The organism is Nibrella viscosa (assembly GCF_039541875.1).
GTDB lineage: Bacteria > Bacteroidota > Bacteroidia > Cytophagales > Spirosomataceae > Nibrella > Nibrella viscosa.
In genome coordinates, this window is the sequence record NZ_BAABHB010000002.1 from 346,334 (window position 1) to 370,095 (window position 23,762).

Here is a 23,762-nt window from a genome sequence, read left to right on the forward strand (position 1 = left end):
GCCAGATTATGATCCCGCAGGGCCTGGTAGTACCCGTCCAGCCGTTTCTGACCAATCTGCAGATTGGCCGGCCACGCGGAAGCTTAGCAGGCTTTGCACCTGCCGGACTTCTTTTTCGTATACAGCGCCCGACTGGCAGATGAGTAGTTGGTAGCCTTCCCGCTCAACTACCGTTTCAATGCCGGTGATGGCCTGCGAGTAAAGAGGGTAGCTGATCTTCGGCACAATTACGCCTATGGTATTGCTGCGCCGGTTCAGGAGCTGATGGGCGAGCTGATTGGGCTCGTATTCCCATTGCTCCGCCAGCGCCAGCACCGCTTTTTTGGTGGACTACCTTAATGTCCGGGTGGTTTCGCAGCGCCCGCGAAACGGTCGAAATAGACAAGCCCAGTTGCTGCGCGATGGTTTTCAGGCTAATTTCCTCCATACAGAAAAAATACAAGTCGGGCGGTTGCCGATAAGCATTGGCCGACAGTAAAGAAACGCAATTTTTGCCGGCAGCGCCAGCTTGTTCACGGTTCTGCAACGGTTTTCGCAAGCGTTTGCAGAACTATTTTCGAAGGCTTGTTTGGAAAAGCAGCTATTCTTTTAGTGCTTACTTTCCGGGAGCCCCTTCCGCAACGGGAGCTTTTTCCAGGTTTCCCGAAAAAATCTAAAAGACAGTAGTCAATCATACCCTTAGCTTCATGAATCGTTATAAAATTGCTGCCGTCAACGGCGACGGTATCGGCCACGAAATTGTTCCGGTAGGCCTACAGGTGTTGAATACCGTTGCCGACCGCTTCGGGTTTCAACTGGAGGTCACCCACTTCCCCTGGGGTGCCGGCTACTACCGGGAGCACGGTGATTTTATGCCGGCCGACGGACTGGATACGCTCCGACAGTTCGACGCGATTTATTTCGGTGCAGTGGGTTTGCCGGACGTAGACGACACCCTGCCCGCGATGCTCTACACGTTTAAAGTGCGGACGAATTTTCAGCAGTATGTCAACTACCGGCCGGTAAAGCTGCTGGCGGGTATCGAAGGCCCGCTGCGGAACAAGACCGGGCAGGACATCGACTTTGTGGTGATCCGCGAAAACAACGAGGGCGAGTTTGTCCAGAACGGCAAGATCGTACACGGCGACAGTCCGTACGGGGTAGCCACGGACACCAGCGTGTTTACCCGCTTCGGTATCGAACGCATTGCGCACTACTCGTTTCAACTGGCCCGCCGTCGGCGTAAACACGTGACCAACGTGACCAAATCCAACACGCTGATTCACTCACTGGCGTACTGGGACCGGGTCATTGGCGAAGTGGCGGCTCAGTACCCCGATGTTACCTACCGCAAGATGTACGTCGATGCGGCTTCGGCCAACTTCGTGCTACGTCCCGAAATTTTCGATGTGGTGCTGACCACCAACATGATCGGCGATATTCTGTCCGATCTGGGCGGGGCCATCATGGGAAGCCTGGGTTACGGTCCCAGCGGCAACATCAATCCGGAACGGACGTTTCCGTCGATGTTCGAGCCGATTCACGGCTCGGCTCCCGATATTGCCGGAAAGGGCATTGCCAACCCCATTGGCCAGATCTGGTCGGGGGCCCTGATGCTGGAGCATCTGGGTGAGACCGAAGCGGCCGGGGCAGTACTCAGCGCCATCAATGCTGTAACGGCTCAGGGCCTCCGCACCGCCGATATGGGCGGCACCGCCACCACCCAGCAGGTAGGAGAGGCTATCTGCGCCGAACTCAGAAACCATGCGGTACATCGATCTCACGCGCACGTATCAGCGTAATATGCCGGGGGTTGACTGGGAGCCCGCCCGCACCCTCGACCGGGACGGCTGGAACGCCACCACCCTGCATCTGTACTCCCATGCCGGTACGCATATGGACGCGCCCCTGCATTTCGGCGTCAGCGACCAGACCATCGACCAGTTACCCCTGGAACAGTGCATCGGCCGGGCGTGGGTGTTGCGGTTGCCCGATACGCCACCCAAAGCCATCCACACGGTAGCGGACCTCGGCACCCTGGCCGACCAGATTCAGCCGGGCGACAGTCTGCTAATCCAGACCGGCTGGAGCCGGCGCATCAGCGAGCCCGCCTTCCGGCTGGAACTCCCGCGCATTGGTGAGGAGCTTGCCCGGTGGCTGGTAGCCCGGTCGGTGCGGATGCTGGGCGTAGAGCCGCCTTCAGTGGCCGATGTGACCAATCTGGATGAGGTAACGCATATCCATCGTATCCTGCTGGGCGGGAATGTGGTCATCATCGAAGGGCTTTGCAACCTGGAGCAGATTCAGGCGGATGCTGTCACCCTTATTGCCTTACCGATCAAGTACCACCGGGGCGATGGCGCTCCGGCCAGGGTCATTGCGCTGGAAAACGATAACCGGCTGCTGACTTCGTAAGCAGCCGTTCCCCTGAACCTTATGTTTCGCTACATCATCATACTGGGTACCTTTCTGCTGGCCCTGCTGCTGTACATCGACCGGATCTGCATTTCGGTGGCAAAAGGCCCCATCGTGGGCGACCTGAACCTGACCGATACCCAGATGGGCTGGGTGCTGTCTGGCTTTGCGCTGGGCTATGCCCTGCTCCAGGCCTCCGCCGGCCGGCTTGTCGACCAGTTGGGCCCCCGCCGGGTGCTGGCGGGCATCGTTACCTTCTGGTCGGCGCTGACGGCCCTGACCGGACTTTGCTGGAATTTTGTGTCCTTACTGGTAGTCCGTTTCCTGTTCGGAGCGGGGGAGGCCGGTGCGTTTCCCGGTATGGCCAGGGCTACGTTCTCCTGGATACCCATGCAGGAGCGGGGGGTGGTGACCGGCATCAATTTTTCCGGTTCACGGCTGGGGGCGGCCTTTGCGTTACCGGCGGTGGCCTGGCTGATTCAGGTGCAGGGCTGGCGCCTGGCCTTTGCCGTGCTGGGGGGCATCGGCCTTATATGGGCGGTGGCCTGGTGGCTGGTGTTTCGCGATGAGCCGGAGCAGCACTCAGCCCTGTCGGAGCCGGAGCGGGACTTTATCCGGGCAAACCGGCCGGCCGTAGCGCCGGGCACTACCGCAAAGCCGCTGGGGCACTACCTGAAGGACCCCAACGTCCGGCTGGCGATGGCGCAGTATTTCTGCTCCAATTTCACGTTCTTTTTTGCACTCACCTGGCTGTATCCGCATTTGCAGGAGAAATACAATCTGAGTGCGGTCGATACGGGCTGGTGGGCGTCGGCACCGTTGCTGGCAGGGGCGGTGGGTAACTGGTTTGCCGGCTGGTGGATCGACCGGCTGTACCGGCGGAGTAGCCTGCGCCGGTCGCGGCTGATTCCTGCTGTAACGGGCTTTGGGCTGTCGGCCATTGGGCTGCTGTTCAGTGTGGGGCAGACGGAGGTGGGTGGTGCCATTTTCTTTTTGTCCATCGCCATCTTTGGGGCCGATATGACGCTGCCGCCGTCCTGGGCGTTCTGCGTCGATATTGGCAAGATCAATGCGGGCATGGTATCCGGTACCATGAATATGGCGGGCAATATAGGCTCGTTTCTGACCAGTCTGGCGTTTCCCTACCTGAAAACCTGGACCGGGAGCGTCACACCCTTCTTCTTTCTGGGAGCCGCGCTGAATGTGCTGGCCATCTTCTTCTGGCTGCGCAAACATTTTTACGACCACCAACCTCACCTCACGGCCATATGAGCGAAGGAAAACTGAAAGGGGTACTAATTGGGGCCGGGTATTTCAGCCGGTTTCATATGGATGCCTGGCAGCGGATTCCGGAGGTGCAGATCACGGCTGTCTGCGACGTAGATAGCGAACGGGCCAACACGTACGCTGCCGAATGGAACCTGCCGACGGTGTATACCGATCCGGATGAAGCAATAGAAAGCGAGAAGCCTGATTTTGTCGACATTGTTACCCCACCCGATACACACCGGGCGCTGGTAGAAATAGCCGCCCGGCGGGGGGTGGCGGTTATCTGCCAGAAACCGCTGGCCCCTTCTCTACCGGAGGCTCAGGCGCTGGTGGCCCTCACGGAGCAGTGCGGCATTCCGTTCATGGTCCACGAGAACTTCCGGTTCCAGCCCTGGCACCGCGAGCTGAAGAAACTGCTTACCGGCGGGGTGGTGGGCGATGCCGTGTACGCCGTCTACTGGCGGATGCGCATGGGCGACGGCTGGCAACCCGATGCCTACCTGGCCCGGCAACCGTATTTCCGGACGTACCCCCGGCTGCTGATCTACGAAACCGGTATTCATCTGATCGATACCGTACGCTATCTGCTGGGTGGCCGGGTTACCGGCGTTTTTGCCCGTCTTGCCCGGCGTAACGAGGCCATTGCCGGGGAGGATAGTGGCGTAGTAGTGCTGGAGGTCGACGGCCGTACTCAGGTCATTCTGGACATGAGCCGCTACAACGAGAGCCAGTATGCCAATCCCCGTTATACCTTTGCCGACGACCTCCGGATCGATGCTGCCGGGGGGAGTCTCCGGCTGACCGGCGACGGCACCCTGTTTGTACAGCCGCTGGGGAAACCGGCGTATGAACATCGCTATGCCCACGAAAACCGGGGCTTTGCCGGTGACTGCGTACGGGCCTGCCAGCAACATTTTGTGGACCAGCTACGTGCCGGTCAGGTTTTTGAAACCAGCGGCCCCGATTACCTGCTCAATCTGGCCGTGCAGGAAACTATTTATAATCAGCAGACATCCTAAGATTCCTTTACTACCTGCCATGTATACGCACCTCCTTTTCTCCGTTGCCCTTGCTGCCGGTCTGGCCATAACGGGCTATTCATCGCCGGGCCATCGGGCAAAATCAACTGATCGTCAGACAAGCGTTCAGACCCCACCAGCGGCTGCGGCCGACTTAAGCGGGGAACTCAAGCTGTGGCATCGGGTGGCACTTACTTTCGACGGGCCGGAGACCAGCGAAACCGCCCAACCGAATCCGTTCCGCGACTACCGGCTCGATGTGACGTTTGTTCATGCCGCCACCGGAGAAGCCCGCCGGGTAGCCGGTTTTTACGCGGCCGACGGCCGGGCCGGCGAAACCTCGGCGACCGGCGGCAATAAATGGCGCGTATACTTCGCCCCCAACCGGCCGGGCGAATGGCGCTGGAGCGTATCCTTCCGCACGGGAACCGATGTGACCGTCGCCGACGACGAAAACGCGGGCCGGCCCTGGCAGCCGCTGCACGGACAGGCGGGTCGGTTTAGCGTTAGCGCAACCGATAAAAAAGCCCCTGACCTGCGCGGTAGGGGAGCGCTGGAGTACGTCGGCAAGCGGTATCTGCGCTTTGCCGGCGACAGCACCTGGTTTCTGAAAAGCGGAGTGGGCAGCCCCGAAACGCTGCTGGGCTATGCCGATTTCGACGGTACGTTCCGCGATGTCAGCACCGACCATAGGCCCCCGGCTCCCAACGGCATAATCGCCTTACCCGCGCTGAAAGACGGACTGATGCGGTACGAACCCCATGTGCCCGACTGGCGACCGGGCGATCCTGCCTGGCAGAACGGCAAGGGGAAAGGCCTGATCGGCGGTATCAACTACCTGGCCGATCAGGGGATCAACGCCATGTATTTTCTGACGATGAACGTCAACGGCGACGGCCGGAACGTCTGGCCCTGGACCGAACCATGGACCCGAGACCGTTTCGACTGCTCCAGGCTGGATCAGTGGGAGGTGGTATTCGGCCATATGACCCGCCGGGGCATGATGCTGCACATTGTATTGCAGGAGACCGAAAACGATCACCTGCTCGACCGGGGTAGTCTGGGTCCGGAGCGTAAACTGTACCTGCGCGAACTGGTAGCCCGGTTTGCACACCACCCGGCCATTACCTGGAATTTTGGGGAGGAAAACGTGCAGCCGGTACAGCATCAGAAGGAGAGCATGGCCTGGCTGCGCCGGCTGAATCCCTACCGGCAGAACATTGTCATCCACAACGACCACTGGCACGCCAAAAACCTGCGCGAGACGTTTGAGCCGCTGCTGGGTTTTGAACCGTTTACCGGTACGGCCATCCAGGATTTTTTCTGGAATGATGTGCCCACCCACGTACGGCATTTTGTCCGGGCCAGCGAGCAGAGCGGACATCCGTGGGTGGTGTCGGCCGACGAACTGGGCGGAGCCAACTTCGGCACGCTGCCCGATGCCGATGATCCGGAGCATAACGACCCCCGCCGGTTTGGGCTGTGGGGGACGCTCATGGCTGGTGGTGCCGGTGCCGAATGGTATTTCGGCTGGCAGAACAACAGCCCCAACAGTGATCTGTCGAGCCAGAACTGGCGCACCCGCGAGGCCATGTACCGGCAGGGTCGTATTGCACTGGATTTCTTTCAGAAACAGCTGCCTTTTTACCGGATGCAGCCCATGGCGGAGGAGATTGTAGGGCAGGGAATATATGGGCTGGCCGCCCCCGACGAAGTTTATGCTTTATACCTGCCGAACGGGGGCGGCACCCGCTTCGATCTGGGCGATAATCCGGGTCGGTACGAAATCAACTGGTTCAATCCCCGCACCGGTGGCGACCTGCGCCCTGGCACCATCAGACAGGTGCGCGGCCCCGGCCTGACCTGGACCGGCTGGCCCCCGTCGGAGACCTCGAAAGACTGGGTCGCCGTGGTCCGGAAACTACCCGAAACTGTCACCGCGATGGCTTTCCCGACGGCGCAATGGCGGGAGGGGACGCCCGACGACGTAGGCGTTGATCCGGTAGGCATGCAGCACGCGCTGAACTACTGGCGAATGCACACGGGCGTCGATGGCGTAGAGCACGTGGTTATTGTGCGCCGGGGGGTGGTCATCTACAAAGGGGCCAAAGCCGAAAAGCCGGTCGATGTCCGGTCGGCCACCAAATCGGTGACCAGTACGCTGCTGGGCCTGCTCATCGCCAACGGTAAGGTGGCGCTGGATACCAAAGCCGCCGGCATTGAACCGGTATTGCAGGAAAAATACCCCCACGTAACATTGCGCGATTTTACCACCATGACCAGCGGCTACAGCGCTCAGGGCAAAAGCCGCTGGAACGAACCCAGCGAAGACTGGTCACCCAATCCCTACCTGCCAGACGAACCCCTGTTTGCGCCGGGCTCGCAGTATGCCTACTGGGACGAAGCCCAGATGATGTTTGGGCGGGTACTGACGCGGGTTGCCGGCCGGGATCTGCTGGATCTGGCGAATAAACGTATTTTTGCGCCAATCGGCTTTACTGTTACCAAATGGGGTACAGAAGGTCAGTTGGGCACTACACCCATCCGGAACGGCTGCACGGGTTTTACCATCAACGCGCTGGACTTTGCCCGGTTTGGGCACCTGTTTCTGAACCAGGGGCGTTGGGGTAATCAGCAAGTCGTTCCGGCCGACTGGGTGCGCATGGCTACCCGCCCTCAGGTGCCGACAACCATTCGCGTAGCCGACACCGACCGGCGCGGGGCCGACGGCCTGGGCGTGTATGGGTTCAACTGGTGGGTCAACGGCGTTCACAAAGACGGTCGCCGGAGTATGCCCGACGCGCCGGCGGGTACTTATTTTGCCGCCGGTCTGAACCATAACCTCTGCATAGTTATTCCGGAGTGGGATATGGTCATTGTCCGGCTGGGCAACGACGGGAATCCACCCGGTGGCCACGCGCAAACGCTGAATAATTTTCTGCGCCGGTTGAGCATGGCGGTGCATCCCCTGGCCGAAAAATAAAGCCAATTAAACGTAATGGGTGCAGTCGGGTCTAACCTGTGCGTAAACGAAAAAACAAAACATACATCATTTTTAGTTTACGTGATAAGTGCCCGCGTATATAGACCTCCCGGGCACTGGTTGGTTAAACACCCCTCAGGAGGTTAAGGGATTATCTAATCGTCTGAAAATGCGCACAACACAAATAGCCAGATTGGTTTTGCTGACCGCCTTTATTGGTCTGCAGGCCTGCACGCGGAACCCGGTTACCGGTAAGCGTCAGGTGGTATTTATGTCTAAGGAGCAGGAGATTGCGATGGGCCAGCAGGCCCACCCCTCGGTAGTAGCGACCATGGGCCTCTATGAAGACAAAAAGCTAACCGATTTTATCAACCAGAAGGGCAAGGCCATGGCCCAGATCTCGCACCGGCCCGACCTGCCTTACCAATTTTACATTGTCGACTCGCCGGTCGTCAATGCCTTTGCGGTACCCGGTGGGTACGTGTATTTTACGCGGGGCATCATGGCCCACTTCAACAACGAAGCCGAGTTTGCCGGCGTATTGGGCCACGAGATCGGGCATATTACGGCCCAGCATTCGGCGCGGCAGCAGAGCAGCCAGATTCTGAGCACCATCGGGATTATTGCCGGGGCGGTTATTTCACCCACGTTTGCGCAGTTTGCCGAGCAGGCTCAGCAGGGCCTCGGGCTGCTGATGCTTAAATACAGCCGCGACCACGAGTCGGAGTCCGATAAACTGGGCGTGGAGTATTCCAGCAAGATCGGCTACGACGCGCACCAAATGGCCAACTTTTTTGCGACCATCAAACGCATCTCCGAAAAGTCGGGTCAGCTGGTGCCGAATATCCTGTCGACGCACCCCGATCCGGGTAACCGCTTCAGCCGGGTTCACGAACTGGCGTCGGAGTATCAGGCCAAGAATCCTGCCAATTTCCAGATCAATCGCGAATCGTACCTGCGGATGATCGATGGTATTTTGTACGGCGAAGACCCCAAGCAGGGCTTTGTGGAGACTAACATGTTCTACCATCCCGAACTGCGGTTCCAGTTTCCGGTACCCAGCGGCTGGCAGCACCAGAATTCGCCCATTCAGTTCCAGATGGCTCCCCAGCAGGGCAATCTGGCCATGATCCTGATGGGTGCCCAGGGTAATTCGCTGGACGAGGCCGCCCAGAACATGGTGAAGCAACTGAACCTACGTGTGCTGGAGAGCACCAAAACAACCATCAACGGCATCCCGGCGGCTGTTCTTGTCTCGCAGCAACTCCCGCAGGAAGGACAACAACAGCAACAGACCGCCCAGAATACGCTACAGATTGCCTCCTGGCTGTACCAGATGGGCAACAGCATTTTTGTCATGCACGGCCTTACCTACGCGGCCAACTTCAACGCGGCCTTTCCCACGTTTCGGACCGTGGCCGAGAACTTCCGTCCGCTCACCGACCCCGACAAGCTGAACCGTCAGCCGGAGCGGGTTCGTATCCAGCAGGCTCCGCGTGATGGCACATTCCAGGAGGTAATTACCGCCATGGGCATGCCCGCCAGCCGGGTCGAAGAGCTGGGGGTACTTAACAGCATGAAAGCCGGCGACCGCGTTACGCGGGGCGCGTTGCTCAAGGTGGTGACCCGCTAAGGGATTAGCCCGAAAAAGAGGCCGGCAACTGCATAAACAAAAAGCCCTTCAGCATAGATGCTGAAGGGCTTTTTACGTTGTTGGGCGCGGTTAGTAGCTATCGTTCTGCTTCAGATAGCCCGGCAGGTTAGAGGCTCCATCGATGGCATTTTGCGGAATGGGGAAGAGTCGCTTCTTTGGATCGTTGTTGGTCTTTTCGGTCCAGCGATCCTCGTACTTACCAAACCGGATCTGGTCGGTCCGGCGCAGGTTTTCCCAGTACAGTTCAAAACCACGCTCGCGATACAGCAGGTCAAGGTTCATGCTGGTTAGCGTCGGGGCGGGTGTGGTGGCGGTCCGGGCGGCCCGTATAGTGTTTACGTCGGCCAGGGCACCGGCGGCATCATTGCTCTTGCGCAGTTTGGCTTCGGCCCGCATCAGGTACACATCGGCCAGTCGCAAAATCGAAATATCGGCATCGCCCAGGTTCCGGCCCGACGATGACTTTTTGCTGAACTCGTACTTCAGCACCCGGTAGCCGGTGTTATAATCGCTGCCCGGTACGGTAAAATCAATCCGCTCGGTGAAGTTTACCGGCAGGGTAGGCCGGTTGCGGGTCACGTTTGTCAGCCGCCCGATCCGGTAGTTGTTGCCGCACCGGATAAACGTGCCGGTTGGCCGAAGCAGACCATATTGCTGCCCCCGCAAAATACCCCGGTTCATGTTGAAATTGTCGGCCGATACGCAGGAGTCGGCCGGGATGACCATGTTCTGCTTGTAAAAACGCGGATCAACGGTCGGGTCGGTGTAGGCGGCTGTCCAGGTCTGGTAATAATCAGGCGTGATGCCCGGACCGTCGGTACCGTTGGCGGCCGGAAAAGCCGGTAGCGGAAACTGGTCGCCCGAGAGCGAGAAGTAGGCCATCCGGTTATGTCCGTTCAGTTCGGCACGCTGGTCAACGGCAAAGATCAACTCCTTGTTATCATGGTTGTCGGAGTTGAAGATCGAGAAATAATCCCGCGCCAACTGGTACTGACCGGAGCTGATGATCTTGTCGGTGTATTCAAGCACCTTATCCATGTCCTCGGGCTTAAACGTAAACTGTGTGGCGTATCGATCCCGGTAGACGGCCGCGTTCAGGTGCAGCCGGGCCAGCAGACCCCACACGGCGGCCTTGGTCAGGCGACCGGGACCAACGGTGGTCAGCAGGTCCGGCTCGGCGGCCAGAAACTCGCTTCTTACGTACTCCAGCGCCTGCTCACCCCGGCGGATCTCCGAGATGGCCTGCGGACTTTCCTTGACAAAGACCAGCCCGAACAGGTCGAGCAGCAACATGTTGTAGTACGCCCGCATACCCCGTGCTTCGGCCATATAGGTTTTTACGTTGGGGTCGTTTACGGTCGGCAGCGCACTCAGGGCCGATACGGAGCGCGAAATGCTCTGCGTCAGCAGATTCCAGGTGTTGCGCAGGTTGGGGTCTGTACTGGTAGATGTATGCTGGTGCAGGGCAATGTAAATACCATTGTCGCCCCAGTCGGTACCACCCCGGTACGGCAGAATGGCCTCATCGCTGGAGATCTCCTGAATGGCAAAATAATTGGTGTGCAGGAAGATGTCCGGCAGGCGGGCGTATACCGGAGCAATGTTGCCGTCGGCAATCTGTTTGTCGGTCTGTCCGCTTACCGACGCTTCGTCCAGCACGTTCTCGACCAGGTTCGTACAACTGGTTACACTAATCAGCCCGGTCAGAATGAGGGAGGTTATATAGGTCTTTTTCATGTTTTTAAGTGTCAGGTTCCAGGTTTCAAGTTTCAGGTTTCATGTTAACTGCGTCAGCAATCTGGAACTTGAAACCTGGAACATTTTAGAACGTCATATTTATGCCGAATACAAACGAACGCGCTCTGGGGTAGCTCAGGTAATCGATGCCGTACGAAGAGATGCCGTTGACGGTCCGGTCGGTGTTTACCTCCGGATCGAAGCCGTTGTATTTCGTAATCACGAACAGGTTCTGGCCAGTAGCCGAGAGCCGGATGTTGTTGATCCACCGGTTCATGCCGATCAGGCGGGGATTGAGGGTATAGCCCAGCGTGAGGTTGTTCAGCCGGAAGAAAGCCCCATCCTTCAGGAAGCGGGTCGATACCGGAGCCGCGTTGTTGATCGACTCGTTGGCCTCGCCGATAGCCTCGGGCGTACCATTCAGCCCTTTTACCAGCCGCGCTCTGTAAAAAAAGGCGTTGGCTGTGTTGTCGTATAGTTTGTTGCCCGACACCCCGTTGAAATTGGCCAATAGGTCAAAGCCCTTGTAGCCAACGCTGGTGTTGACGTTAAACTGCCGCGTGGGTAAGGCACTGCCGGCGGCAATCCGGTCTTTGTCGGTTCCGCCGATGCCGTCGCCGTCTATGTCGCGGTATTTGCTCACGCCTTTTTCGTCGATGCCGATGTACTCGCGCAGGAAGAACGTACCAATGGGCTGACCGTTCACGTAGCCGTTGACGGTAGCGGAGGTAAGCCCCGGACCCTGCGCCGAACCCGACGTGATCACCGTGTACGGCGAGTTGTTCACTACGTTTTTGATGAACGTCACATTTCCGCCCACATCGAGCCGGAGACCTCCCTGACTGACATAGCGGTAGTTCAAATCCAGCTCCAGACCCTGGTTGGTGATGGTCATGTCCGGCACGTTGGTCCAGTAAGTAGCGGCCGGCTGAATGGGATCGGCGGGAATGACTTCAAGCAGAATTTTGCCCGACACCTTCCGAAAATAATCAACCGCCCCGGTCAACGCCCCATTGAACAGACCAAAATCCAGCCCAATGTCGGTTTGAGTTGATACCTCCCACTGAATATCCGGGTTGGCCAGGCGGGTGTAGGTGGTACCGGCCGGGTAATTGGTCGAGTTGTCGAGCGGGTAACTGGTTGTTGCCGAGGTACTCGAGGTAAACAGCGCCTGGGTGATTTTGGACGGGATCTCCTGGTTACCCGTCTGCCCCCAGCCGGCCCGGAGTTTCAGATCCGAGAAGGGACCCGATTGCATAAAGGCTTCTTCAGACAACCGCCAGCCGGCCGAGAAAGAAGGGAACACCCCATACTTGTTATTGGCTCCGAACTTGCTCGATCCGTCGGCCCGTACCGTGGCCGTGAGGAGGTAGCGGTTCTTGTACTGGTAATTGGCTCGGGCAAAGAACGACTGCAATTCATTTTCGATGGCAAAGCCCCCCGGCCGGTTGGTAGCCAGTGCCAGTTCCTGACCCAGACTCGGATTGTTGATCGGCTCAATGGGCGTAATCGGGAAGCGGTTGATGCTCCAGTTCCGGCCCCGAATTACAAATTTCTGATAGGAATGACCTACCAGCGATGTCAGATTATGGTCGTTCAGCGCCAGCGTGTGGGTAAAGTAGTTTTCGATCAGCACGTTCTGGTTGGTACCGTAAATGCTTTCGAGCCGGCCATCCTGCTGCGGCACGGCACTGGCCAGCGACTGCAGATCGCGGGTCGAACTGGCATTGTCGACGCCCAGGTTCAGCTTGTAAACGAGGTCTTTCGTGACCTTGAAAGACGGTGAAATGCTGGCCACTACCCGGTTAATGGTCATCAGGTCTTTTTGCAGGGCCAGTGTAATCAGCGGATTGGTAAAGGCCTGGTATCGTGCCGGGGTACCTGTAGCGGGATCGTAGGCGGGGAAGGTGGGGTTAGCCGAAAGGGCCGCACCCAGAACACCGTCGATGGGTGGGCGCTCGTTGACGGTCTGCGAAGCCGTCAGGTTGACATCCAGCGTCAGCCGGTCTTCCATAAACCTCTGAGACGCGTTGAAACGGCCGGTGTAGCGGTTGAGTTTGCTGTTTTTCAGCACGCCCTCCTGGTTTTGCATACCAATTGAGCCGTAATACGTCAGTTTCTCGGCACCTCCGCTGAAGGCTACGTTATAATCCTGGGTGATGGCTGTCCGGCTGATTTCGCGCTGCCAGTCGGTATTGGCCCGCTGGTCTTCCACCACCCCGCCCACGGCTACTACCTGCCGCCGATACTCGTCGGCGGAGAAAAGCGGCAGCGGCCGGGCTACGTTGGAGATACCCACGTTGGCCGACACGGTCAGGTTTCCTGCGCCTGCCTTCCCTTTCTTGGTGGTGATCAGAATAACCCCATTAGCACCCCGGGCACCGTAGATTGCTGTGGCCGAGGCATCTTTCAGCACGTCGATGGCTTCGATGTCCTGCGGATTCAGGAAGTTCAGCGGGTTGGAGGTGGCCCCGTTCGAACTGGAGTTGTCCAGCGGAATACCGTCGAGGACAAACAGGGGCGTACTGCCCGTACGAACCCCACCCGGTCCGCGAATGGTGATGTTTTGCCGGCCACCTGGCTCTCCACTCGCTGAGGTCACGTTGACCCCGGCCACGCGCCCCTGCAGCAGTTGCTCCGGCGAGTTGATGATACCCCGGTTGAATTCAGAACTTTTGACGGTCTTCAGCGCCCCGGTGGCGTCTTTTTTAGTGGTAGTACCGTAGCCGATCACAACGACCTGATCCAGCTCAGATGCCAGGGCTTTGAGTGTGACATCAAGGTTGGTTCGCCCGTTGACGGGTACCTCTGCCTTTTCGTAGCCAATGAAGCCAAAGACCAGCACGGCGTTGCCGTCTGGCACTACAATAGTATAGGCGCCGTTGGCATCGGTACTGGTGCCTTTCATGGTGCCTTTAATAACGACCGTGCAACCGGTGAGGGGTTCTTTGGTAACGCCATCCAGTACACGTCCCTTTACGGTCAGCTCGGCCGGAGCTATTTGCCGGGGGCTACTGGCCGCAGGTGGCATCTTACCGGCCGAAGCCAGCAGCTTTGACTGGGCGTTTACCGGAAGCCTGGTAATCCACAGCGCAAAAAGCAAAAAAAGACTCCATTGTAGTCGGAATGGGGGAGGTGAGTAAGTAAAGTGTTTCATGATTGGGGGAAGCATTAAGGGTCGCAAATTGGGTATAAGTTAAATGCTTTTCAGGCAGCAGATTAAAAGTTGATAAAAAATTAATTTTTTATCAAGTGGAATGGCTGCTAAAGCGCTCATTTTTTCGTTCACTTAAAACGTTCGGCTGGCTACGCAGCAGAAGCGACCGATTACCCAAAATCAGTAGGCGAGTTGCCAGTGGGTTAGTGCCTTGCCTGGGTCAATCCATCAAACCTCATCTAGTATGGAAACTGGTACTCGCAGGCAGGAAGAGCGGCTGGAGGTCATTGACTCCCTCCGGGGTTTTTCCCTCATCGGGATTATTGTGGCCCATTGCAGTGGTCAGTTCCTGGCCGGATTTCCTCCGCCTGCCGACTGGCGTGGATTTATGTCGGCCACGGCCTTTGATGTGCACCAGGCCACCTTGTCGGCGTTTTACATGGCCGGGGTGGTGCTGCTGTTCTGGCAAACCCGCCCTATGTTTTACGCTCGCTGGTTGCTGTGGGTCGGCGTAAGTTTCAGGTATAGCTGTATTATCCTTTATTCATGGTCAATCCATCAAGGCTTTGGATTAGTCAAAACCATACCACTAATCAAAGCCGCCGGAGTCGGATATTCTTCCAGCGCATAACGTAGGGGCCTTTGCCGTTGATGCCGTGCATTTGCAGGCCGATAAACCCGCTGGGGTTCGACTTGTAAACGCCTTCATGTGTGAGATCTTCAATTGGTTGGCCATTGAGCCAAGTCTGAATGCGCGGCCCTTTGGCAACGATGCGCAGCCGGTTCCAGCCCTCGTTGTTCAGCAGATGGTGGCCGTTCTGGATTTTATCGGGCGAGGAGAGCCAGCCTGTGCCGAGCGCTTCGCCATAAATGAGACCCGTGGTGGGCGTACCCGGCCGGTGGTTGCGCTGCATTTCTACCTGCGGGCCATATACCCGTCCGGCCCGCAGATCATGGCCTTTGCCGACCGTCACGGGCCTGGCCCTGGAGCGGATCTGAATACCTGAGTTGGTTACGCTGTCGACCGTGACGTCGAGTTCCAGCTCGAAATCATCAAACGTTTGCTTTGTGCAGAGAAACGAGTTGGGGCTGCCTTCTTGGGTCCGCCCAACGATAGCGCCATCTTCCACCGCATAGGTATGGGCACCGTTGAGCTGCACCCAGCCATTTAGGGTAGCACCATCGAAAAGGTCGATCCAGTCGGTTCCGGTTTTTGTTTGGTTCGAGGGCCGGTCATCGGCGTCGGGCAGGGCAAAGGCAAGGATGGAGTCGCCGTATCTGGTGCCGTTTTTACCGCCCCCCCCGGCGGCAATCACCACGTATTGTTTGCCGTCGATCATGTAAACGCTTGGGGTAGCGTAGCCTCCCGCCGGCAACTGGTACTCCCACAGTCCCTCGCCGGTATGTTTACTGAAGGCCCGAATCTTTTCGTCGGGGGTACCGGCCATAAAGATCACATCGCCGGCCGTGGCAACCGGTCCGCCGAAACTCTTGGAGCCGGTGTTGCGGATACCTTTGGCAACCAGTTCGGGGTATTCGCCCAGGGGCACTTTCCAGCGGATGTCGCCCGTGGTCAGGTCAACGGCGTTGAGTGTGCCCCAGGGCGGGGCAATGGCCGGATAGCCGTAGGGGTCTACAAAAAAGGGGGCTTCGTTGGCGTACCGTACCCGCGAAGAGACAACTTTTTCCGGCTTTACCTCCTGCGGGCGGCTCTCCAGAAAAGCGACCAGGTCGTTTACCTGTTGGTTGGTAAACTGCGAAAACGCCGGCATCATACCCCGACCGGCATGCAACACGGTGCGGATTTCGGCGCTGCTCAGCTTGAGGTTGGTAAGCGCCGGAAACGCTGGTGGATTTCCCTGCCGGTTAGCCCCGTGGCACGACGTGCAGTTTCTGTTGTAGAGCATGGCCCCCCGCTCGGCGGCAGTCGCCAGGGCGAGGTCCCCCTTATCCTGGTAGGGAACCAGTTGATTGATGGTGGGCGCTTCGTTCACGTTAACGTAGACCACGCCGGCATAAGGATCATACGAGCCGCCACCCCATTCCATACCGCCCTGGTGACCGGGCAGCGTGATGGTGCCCTGCTGAGAAGCGGGAGTGTACAGATAGCCGGTTTTGTATTTCCGGAATTGCTTCAGGGCCGACGCACGGGATTCCGGGGTGATGTTGGTCAGATCGGCCTCCGTCAGGATCAGGCGGTTGAGCGGGGCCGGCTTCAGCGGAAACGGCTGCGTAGGCCAGGCAGTTTCACCTGGTACTTCCGAAGGTGGCACGGGCATTTCGACCACCGGAAACAGGGGCTTACCCGTGTCCCGGTCCAGCACGAAGGTCAGTCCCATTTTGGTAAACTGGACCACCGCATCGCTGGATTTTCCGTTGGCGGTGATGGTGGTCAGCATGGGGGCCGGCGGATTGTCGTAGTCAAAAATGTCGTGGTGAATGGTCTGGTAATGCCACTTGCGCTTACCGGTGGTTGCATCAAGGGCCAGCACACAGTTGCCGAACAGATTAGTGCCCTGGCGGTCTCCGCCGTAGATGAAATCGGCGGCCGGTGAACCGGTAGCGCAGAAAACCCACCCGCGTTCTTCGTCCAGCGAAAACCCTCCCCAGGGGTTAGCCCCGCCGTAGGTTACCCCCTCTACCCGTTTCCAGGTATCATACCCGAACTCTCCTTTCTGCGGTACGGTATGAAAGATCCACCTGAAGGCCCCGGTTTCGGTGTCGTAGGCCCGGATGTCGCCTGGGGTCGAGTCTTCGCCTTCGGGCACCCGCGAGCCGACAATCAGGAAGTTTTTGTATACGATTCCCGGCGTGGTAACCTCAATGTCTGCCTTGGCCGGATCAACCGGGAGATTCTTCCGTAAATCGATAAAGCCCTTCTCCCCGAACGACTCGATCAGCGCCCCGGTTCCGGCATCCAGCGCATATACCCGGTCCTTCACGAAGGTAAAGATCCGCTGCTTTTTGCCGCCGGCGTCTTCCCAATACGTCACTCCCCGGCTACGCCCCCGGAACTCTTTCTTATCTGCACTATACCGGGCCGGGTCAAACACCCAAACCTGCTTACCTGTAACGGCGTTCAGGGCCACGGCATGAAGCCTGGGCGTGGTAAAATACAGCAGGCCGTTCACGATAATGGGATTGCTGTACATAGACGGCCCCTTGGGATCGCCGGTATGGTATTCCCAGACTTTCCGGAGCTGGTGTACATTGGTGGCATTGATCTGCGCCAGCTCGGCGTACTGATTGGCTTTTTTATCACCCCGGTAGATAGCCCAGTCGGTAAAGTTGTCGTACCTGTCTGTTTGCCGGCTTTTCGGAATTGAATCCCGTTCAAACGCCAACGTCGTAGGTGCCGGTGCCTGATGGGAAGATACGTACAGAACGGGAACAACCAAAACGAGGTACGCCAATGCTTTCATAAGTAATAGGCTGATTTGCAATAGGCCGGGTGCCGGCGGTTATCAGTACGTCCGGATAAATTCTTTCCAGTGCTGGGTAAGAACGGCATTTTTCAGGTCGCCGGTATACGCCAGCAATCGGTAGCGGATCACTTCCGTTTGGCCGGGCTCAATGCGCCAGTTGCCCAGGATCTGGACAGACGGCCCCACGCCCAGTTCATTATCCACCCGCCAGGGGGTAGGAAACGCCCGGTTATCCGGATGATCGAAGATGGCAATATGTGCCAGGTCATTTCGCCCTTCGACCTGTATACCCACATCCGTCCAGATGGCGCGTTGCCCCTCGGCCTGCTTATTCGTTTGCCCGACGGCATTGACCACCTCGCCATTGACGCCCGGCTGCCAGGGCATCCGGATAAACAGTCCGCCGACGTAGAATTTGCCCAGGTTGACGGTAGTTTTGGCGTTCCCGTTCCATTCCAGATCCAGCAGGTATTTACCGGCCTGCTCCTGCATAGACCAGTTCTGGGTTTCGGTCAGGATGGTATTGCCCTGCGCGTCGATCAGGTCGTACACGGTCTGCCAGTTGACGGCCTGCCCTTTTTTCCGAGTTACCGTTGCCGAAACGCGTCGCCAGTAATCGCCCTGCCAGTTCATAAAATAGTCGCGGCCGTTTACCTCTTTCAGCCCCCAGTACAGCCCGGTCTGGTGCAGATGGTGTTTCGGCCGGTATTCCGTGAGAACGCCTTTGCCGTCGGGGGCCACAATGGGGTGGATATACGGCCGGGTATCGGGCCGGGCGTGCTGGGTCAGAATCGGTTCTTTTTCACCCGTGCGGTATACCGAAATCGTACCGGCCTGCTCATCGTGCGCTATCCGCAACTCGGTTTTGCCGATGCCCGGCTTTTCGGTGCCACAGGCGGCTGACGGCAGCAGGGCGCACCCCGCCAGCAGGGCGATAAACAGGTAGCGGGTAACCAGGCGAAGCGTGTTTTTATGCATTACAGGCCAGAGGGAAACGTACACAGCACTCTCAGTACTGGACATTAGATACTAGACATTGGACACGGTCCGCCGTTGAGGCTATACGTCTCTACGGTAATGTATTGTGTCTAACGTCCAAAGTCTAAAATCTAATGTCTAATACTGTGCTCAGTACTATAAGGACCAAACCGGGCGGTTCTAACGTTCCCGTACCGCGATTCGTTGCCTTGCCGGAGGGCCTGAATATATTCCTGCATCAAGGCTGTTTCATACGAAGCTGAATTTTGTATGTTTGTGTACGTAGGGCCAGCTCCGGTCTGGCGCGATTATGCCCGACGCTCCTTCCGTAGGAATCGCATTTGAGACCGATCGTATCCGTAGCTTAGTTGAACAGACCTTGAAGAACATACAGCTCTCCAAACAGCTTGTTGCCCTTATCTGCGTGGCGCTGGCACTGGCCACTTTCTTCCTGAATCCGCTGGGGATAAAGCCCGAAGCCGCCAAAGTGATTGCCATTGCGGTGCTCATGATCGGCCTTTGGGTTACCGAAGCCATGCCCATGCCGGCGGTGGCGCTGCTGCCGCTGGTGCTGTTTCCGCTGGTTGGGGTAGCCCCTATCGATGTCACGGCTTCGTCGTACGCCAATCCGGTAGTTTTTCTTTTCATGGGCGGCTTTATGCTGGGCCTGGCCATTGAGAAATGGAACCTGCACCGCCGGATCGCGCTGAACATTGTGCGGGCAACCGGCACCAGTGGCGACCGCATTATTCTGGGCTTTATTATTGCCACGGGCCTCATCAGTATGTGGCTCAGCAATACCGCCACCACCATGATGATGTTTCCGATTGCGCTGTCGGTGGTGAAGGTGATCGGAGAGAACCATTCGAATAAACAGGGGGTGAGCCACTTTGCCATGTCTATCATGATCGCCATAGCCCTGGCTTCCAATTTTGGCGGCATCGCTACGCTGATTGGTACCCCGCCCAACGTAGCTTATGCCGGGTTCATCAATAAAAAATACGGCACCACTATTCCGTTTGCCGACTGGTTTCTGGTCTGTGCGCCCCTGTCAGGTTTACTGCTGTACTTCTTGTATCTGGTGATGGTGAAATGGCTGTATCCGAACGGGATGAAGAGCGACGAAACCACCCAGGGCGTTATCAACCGGGAGATTACGGCACTGGGGGCCTATACCACACCCGAAAAACGGGTGTTTGCGGTTTTTCTCTGCACGGCAACCCTGTGGATGACCAAAGATCTGGTGAACCGGCTGGGCCTGGTGAAGCTGGACGACAACATGATTGCCATTCTGGCCGGCACCAGTTTATTCATTATCCCCAGCGGCCAGGCCGATAAGCCCCTGCTGGACTGGGCCGACACCAAAAACATGGCCTGGGGTATTTTGCTGCTGTTTGGGGGCGGCATTGCCCTGGCCGGGGCGCTGGAAAAAGCCGGCCTGATCGAGCAACTGGGCCAGTGGTTTGCCGGCTTCGGCCTCAACCCACTGCTGCTGATCTTTCTGGTAACGCTGGTATCGCTGTTTATTTCAGAGGTGATGAGCAATGTAGCGCAGGTGATTGTGTTTGCTCCGGTGGTGACGGGTCTGGCCGAAGCCATGCACATGAATCCCTTACTCCTCGGTATACCCATGACGCTGGCGGCCTCCTGCGCCAGCATGTTACCCATGGGCACCCCGCCCAACGCCATTGCGTTTTCCAGCGGCTACATCAAGCTCAAAGACATGACCCGCGTGGGCTTTGTCATGAACATTATCTCCGTCATCCTGATTACCCTCTTCTGCTGGCTGCTGCTGCCGGTAGTGTTTGAGTGAGGTATAGTTTCAGATACGAATCGGCAAAATCGTTTTGCAGCGTTATTCGCTTAATCATGCTTTCGGAATGCGGAAATGCTTTTGCTTGATGGCTTTCGGTTTCTCAACGAGGTGATGAATTACTCGTATCTGACACACTTCATTGAACATTTCCACCATATTCAATGCAACCTCAACAAAAAAGCCACTCACATTTTACTGTAAGTGGCTGATAATGAAAGCGGACCCGTAGGGATTCGAACCCCAAACCTCCTGATCCGTAGTCATACCCCACCCCCTTTTTGCTATTTATCGGCCTACTTTATTTTCTTATTAATAGCTCTGTAAATCAGATAGTTATCTGATACTCTTTTATCGGTCTTTATTGCTCTTATGCGTTGATTTTGTATATTCGCATTGCACATTGCATTGCACATACCGGCAATGTGCAATGCACAATGAACCATATAGAAGAAGCCAAACGCTACGTAGAAAACGCCCGTCAACTCCTGAGCGAGAAAGCGGGTAAAGAGGACGGAATCTATCAGGATACCAAGTATGTCAAGCTAGCCGGTCATGCCGCCTACACGGGCATACTGGTTGCGTTAGATGGTTTGTTCGGCAAGAAAGGCAAAGGCCGTAAAGATGTGGACTGGTATAAACAGCAGTTGGCCGGAGTTGACCGCAAGCAGTTAGGGCAATTTGTGGCGGCTTATGATACGCTTCACCTATCCATGTCCTACGATGGCAACCCAAGTGCCGACGTTGCCCAGGCCGGACTCAGGCAGGCAGAAAGCCTTATTAACTGGGTAGCCACCAAAGCCAACGCCTGATTATGCAACCCGCAACCGTTACCCTGTTTTACGATACGCGCCGGGTGTCCGGCAATTTATCGTTTATCCGGCTGTCGGTCTACCATGAGCGCCGGCAGCGGCTGTTTTCTACCGGCGAAAAGATAACGCCGGACGAATGGAAATTCCTGGAACGCACCAAAGGCGGCTTGCCTGGTACGGTCAAGGATGAGCAGCGCCGGCAGCTCTGGCAGCGGGTGTATGGCCAGTACCGGGACGGATCAGGCAAAAAGCAGGACGGCTACCTCAGGCGGGCTCAGGTCATTGTCGACCAGCTAGCCGACAAGTTCACCTTTGAAGGCTTTGCTGAGGCCCTGGCCGGCTATGGAAAGCAGCCCGAAAAGCCGGCCGAACAAACCGACCTATTGGCGGCTCTACTGGCTAAAGCGGCCAGCATGGACAGCGCCGGACGCATTGGTAACGCGCTTAACTACGAACTGGCTGCAAAGTCATTGCGCCGGTTTGTCGACTCGTTCTCTGATGAAGAGCGTAAGGAGTTTCTGAATATACCGATACCCCGCCGGACCAGCCAGCCGCGCCCCGCTGCTACTTTGCGCTACGAACACCTTACACCGGAGTTTCTGACCACCTATGAACAATGGATGCAACACTTTGGCAAACTGCCAAAGACCGAGAAAAAGCAGCCGACCGGAGCCACGCTGACCACCGTCGGCATTTACCTACGGCACGTTCGCTCTGTGGTCAATGATGCCATTGAAAACGGTTTGATGAGCCGCGATGCTTACCCGTTCGGCCGTACCAAGTACGTTATACCCGCCGGAGCCAATGTAAAGAAGGCGCTGCCTAAAGCCGACATTGACAAGATCAAAGCCTACGAGCCAACGCCGGGAACTACTGAGCAGCGGAGCCATGATTTATGGCTGTTCTCGTACTTCTGCAACGGAGCCAACATGACCGACATTTGCCGCTTGACCTGGAATCAGGTCGATTTGAAAGAGGGCAAGATTACCTTTATACGGCAAAAGACCGCCCGTAGTAAAAAGCAGAATCAAACGCCTATTGTGGCACACCTCAGGCCCGAAACGACCGCTATCATTCAGCGGTGGGGAACCGCCGACAAACGGCCGAATAGCTACGTTTTCCCGTTCCTCAGCGCCGATATGACTGAACGCCGAAAGAAGCTAACCGTTAAGCAGGTTGTCAAGCTGACCAACAAATGGATGAGCAAGATTGCCGAAACATTAGGCATTGAGGGAGACACCGACACCTATAGCGCCCGGCATAGTTTCGCCACCAGCCTGCTAAAGAGCAAAGCCCCGCTTGCCTTTATCTCCAAGTCGTTAGGTCATACTAACCTGAAAACTACGGAGAGTTACTTAGGCTCATTTGATGATGAGGAAGCTAAGGCTTTCTTGAGTGCCTTGTAAAACCTGTTATTGGTCATACCTTTTTTACCCCCGCTGGTACCCTGGAACAGTACCGGCTTAAACATCTGGAGCGATGGAATACCAAAAGAGATTAGCCGATATGAAGTCAGAGCCATACGAAAAACAGGTTGATGCCGCCTGGCACCATTTTCAGCAGTTTCAAAAACTGGATACCTTCTCCGAAAAGCTACAGTATTGGACAGAGCACATAGGTCATTACCCATTGGCCCCGCAGGTAATCATAATTGATCCTACTGTTTTTAAAGGCGGGCCAAATGGGAGTTTTCGTTTTGAACTAACCCCGAAAACCGTTGATGACCGGCGATTGCTTTACCGCGCTACGTTGGACTTTCACCGGATTGAATGTGCAGAGAAGGGCTTTGTAAAACTTTTCGATGGCCGTAAGGCAGGGCTAGAAATCAGACTGTCCACGGCAACGCGCCCGGTTGATCTACTACGCGCTGAACTGAAGAAAATCACACACGATATTGATAGCGGTATCGCAGGGCCAACGGCCGAAATTGGGGAATTACGCTACCATTGGGAGACAAACCACCCTTACGACTTTGCATTCCTTAATGAGTACCAACCACACGTAAAAGTCTGCAATCTAGCTGAAGATTGGGACATCGTAGAATATGAAGCACACCTGAAAGATTGGTTGGTAGCTTACGAAACCGGCAAACATCTGCAAATACCGTTACCCACTAGACAGATTACCGGCCCGCTGGAGCCGCCGGCATTGGCAGCCAGTGATGAGAATAGTGGTAAGAGAGATCAGCATATAAACACTGATGGACAAGTACAACTAAGTTTGCGCCAAATAGCTTATAAGTACCGCTACGAAGGCAAGGTAATCAATGAGCTTAAGAAAGAAGAGATAGCCCGAAATGCAGGATTCACAGGCAAGAAGAGCGGCAACAAACTTTTAGACCATTATAAAGGATTGGAAACTTCAGAACAACGCACCAGTTGCGGCCGAGATGCAGTGAAGGACATATTGAAAGTTATTCCTACGCTGACAGGCAGCGCTAAAGACACAGCAGAGGTAGACTTAAAAGCAGCAAAAATCAAAAAGTTATAAAATTGGTATCCGGGTATACCCGGATACTGCC

The 23,762-nt window shown here is 56.6% G+C and carries 16 protein-coding genes; 11 read left to right on the plus strand and 5 right to left on the minus strand.

Features of this window, described 5'->3' with window-relative positions; all coding sequences use genetic code 11:
* Nucleotides 1-6 precede the first annotated feature (6 nt).
* The gene (locus ABD931_RS06065; RefSeq protein ID WP_345264985.1) at nucleotides 7-315 is read right to left on the minus strand and encodes a LacI family DNA-binding transcriptional regulator; all 309 of its coding nucleotides are present in this window, start codon (nucleotides 313-315) and stop codon (nucleotides 7-9) included.
* A 371-nt stretch (nucleotides 316-686) separates the two neighbouring features.
* Between ABD931_RS06065 and ABD931_RS06070 the strand changes: the two genes are divergently transcribed.
* The 6 genes from ABD931_RS06070 (at nucleotide 687) to ABD931_RS06095 (ending at nucleotide 9,298) form a co-directional block, all read left to right on the plus strand.
* Nucleotides 687-1,781 carry a tartrate dehydrogenase gene (locus tag ABD931_RS06070; RefSeq protein WP_345264987.1) on the plus strand — a complete coding sequence of 365 codons (1,095 nt, stop codon included), beginning with the start codon at nucleotides 687-689 and terminating at the stop codon, nucleotides 1,779-1,781.
* Complete coding sequence (locus ABD931_RS06075; RefSeq protein ID WP_345264989.1) at nucleotides 1,744-2,394, plus strand: cyclase family protein; 651 nt, start codon at nucleotides 1,744-1,746, stop codon at nucleotides 2,392-2,394. Before ABD931_RS06070 ends, ABD931_RS06075 begins: the two co-directional genes overlap by 38 nt.
* A 21-nt stretch (nucleotides 2,395-2,415) precedes the next feature.
* Complete coding sequence (locus ABD931_RS06080; RefSeq protein ID WP_345264991.1) at nucleotides 2,416-3,666, plus strand: MFS transporter; 1,251 nt, start codon at nucleotides 2,416-2,418, stop codon at nucleotides 3,664-3,666.
* Nucleotides 3,663-4,682 (plus strand): Gfo/Idh/MocA family protein, encoded by a 1,020-nt coding sequence (locus ABD931_RS06085; RefSeq protein WP_345264993.1) that lies wholly within the window; start codon nucleotides 3,663-3,665, stop codon nucleotides 4,680-4,682. Before ABD931_RS06080 ends, ABD931_RS06085 begins: the two co-directional genes overlap by 4 nt.
* A 19-nt stretch (nucleotides 4,683-4,701) precedes the next feature.
* Nucleotides 4,702-7,665 (plus strand): serine hydrolase, encoded by a 2,964-nt coding sequence (locus tag ABD931_RS06090; protein ID WP_345264995.1) that lies wholly within the window; start codon nucleotides 4,702-4,704, stop codon nucleotides 7,663-7,665.
* 169 nt (nucleotides 7,666-7,834) lie between these two features.
* Nucleotides 7,835-9,298, plus strand: coding sequence for a M48 family metalloprotease (locus ABD931_RS06095; RefSeq protein ID WP_345264997.1), 1,464 nt, complete (start codon nucleotides 7,835-7,837; stop codon nucleotides 9,296-9,298).
* A 90-nt stretch (nucleotides 9,299-9,388) separates the two neighbouring features.
* Here the strand turns inward: ABD931_RS06095 and ABD931_RS06100 are convergent, their stop codons facing one another.
* Together ABD931_RS06100 and ABD931_RS06105 are read right to left on the minus strand one after the other, a co-directional pair.
* Nucleotides 9,389-11,056: a RagB/SusD family nutrient uptake outer membrane protein gene (locus ABD931_RS06100; RefSeq protein ID WP_345264999.1), complete on the minus strand. Its 1,668-nt coding sequence runs from the start codon at nucleotides 11,054-11,056 to the stop codon at nucleotides 9,389-9,391.
* A gap of 85 nt (nucleotides 11,057-11,141) precedes the next feature.
* The gene (locus ABD931_RS06105; protein ID WP_345265970.1) at nucleotides 11,142-14,087 is read right to left on the minus strand and encodes a SusC/RagA family TonB-linked outer membrane protein; all 2,946 of its coding nucleotides are present in this window, start codon (nucleotides 14,085-14,087) and stop codon (nucleotides 11,142-11,144) included.
* A 370-nt stretch (nucleotides 14,088-14,457) separates the two neighbouring features.
* On the opposite strand from ABD931_RS06105, the gene ABD931_RS06110 reads away from it, so the two are divergent.
* Entirely contained in the window at nucleotides 14,458-14,844 is a 387-nt protein-coding gene (locus ABD931_RS06110; RefSeq protein WP_345265001.1) for a hypothetical protein, read from the plus strand.
* Here ABD931_RS06110 and ABD931_RS06115 read toward each other — a convergent pair.
* Together ABD931_RS06115 and ABD931_RS06120 are read right to left on the minus strand one after the other, a co-directional pair.
* Nucleotides 14,807-17,635 (minus strand): 3-keto-alpha-glucoside-1,2-lyase-like domain-containing protein, encoded by a 2,829-nt coding sequence (locus ABD931_RS06115; protein ID WP_345265003.1) that lies wholly within the window; start codon nucleotides 17,633-17,635, stop codon nucleotides 14,807-14,809. The genes ABD931_RS06110 and ABD931_RS06115 overlap by 38 nt on opposite strands.
* A gap of 42 nt (nucleotides 17,636-17,677) precedes the next feature.
* Nucleotides 17,678-18,616, minus strand: coding sequence for a DUF6807 domain-containing protein (locus ABD931_RS06120; RefSeq protein ID WP_345265005.1), 939 nt, complete (start codon nucleotides 18,614-18,616; stop codon nucleotides 17,678-17,680).
* 379 nt (nucleotides 18,617-18,995) lie between these two features.
* Here ABD931_RS06120 and ABD931_RS06125 point away from each other — a divergent pair, with 379 nt between their 5' ends.
* The 4 genes from ABD931_RS06125 to ABD931_RS06140 all read left to right on the plus strand — a co-directional run bounded on the left by ABD931_RS06125 (nucleotide 18,996) and on the right by ABD931_RS06140 (nucleotide 23,731).
* A complete protein-coding gene (locus tag ABD931_RS06125) occupies nucleotides 18,996-20,429 on the plus strand; it encodes an SLC13 family permease (RefSeq protein WP_345265007.1) in 1,434 nt (477 codons plus the stop codon).
* Between the two features lie 437 nt (nucleotides 20,430-20,866).
* Nucleotides 20,867-21,241 carry a DUF5618 family protein gene (locus tag ABD931_RS06130; RefSeq protein ID WP_345265009.1) on the plus strand — a complete coding sequence of 125 codons (375 nt, stop codon included), beginning with the start codon at nucleotides 20,867-20,869 and terminating at the stop codon, nucleotides 21,239-21,241.
* Nucleotides 21,242-21,243: 2 nt separating this feature from the next.
* Nucleotides 21,244-22,647, plus strand: coding sequence for a tyrosine-type recombinase/integrase (locus ABD931_RS06135; RefSeq protein ID WP_345265011.1), 1,404 nt, complete (start codon nucleotides 21,244-21,246; stop codon nucleotides 22,645-22,647).
* Between the two features lie 73 nt (nucleotides 22,648-22,720).
* Nucleotides 22,721-23,731, plus strand: a complete 1,011-nt coding sequence (locus ABD931_RS06140; RefSeq protein ID WP_345265013.1) for a hypothetical protein — start codon at nucleotides 22,721-22,723, stop codon at nucleotides 23,729-23,731.
* Nucleotides 23,732-23,762: the final 31 nt, after the last annotated feature.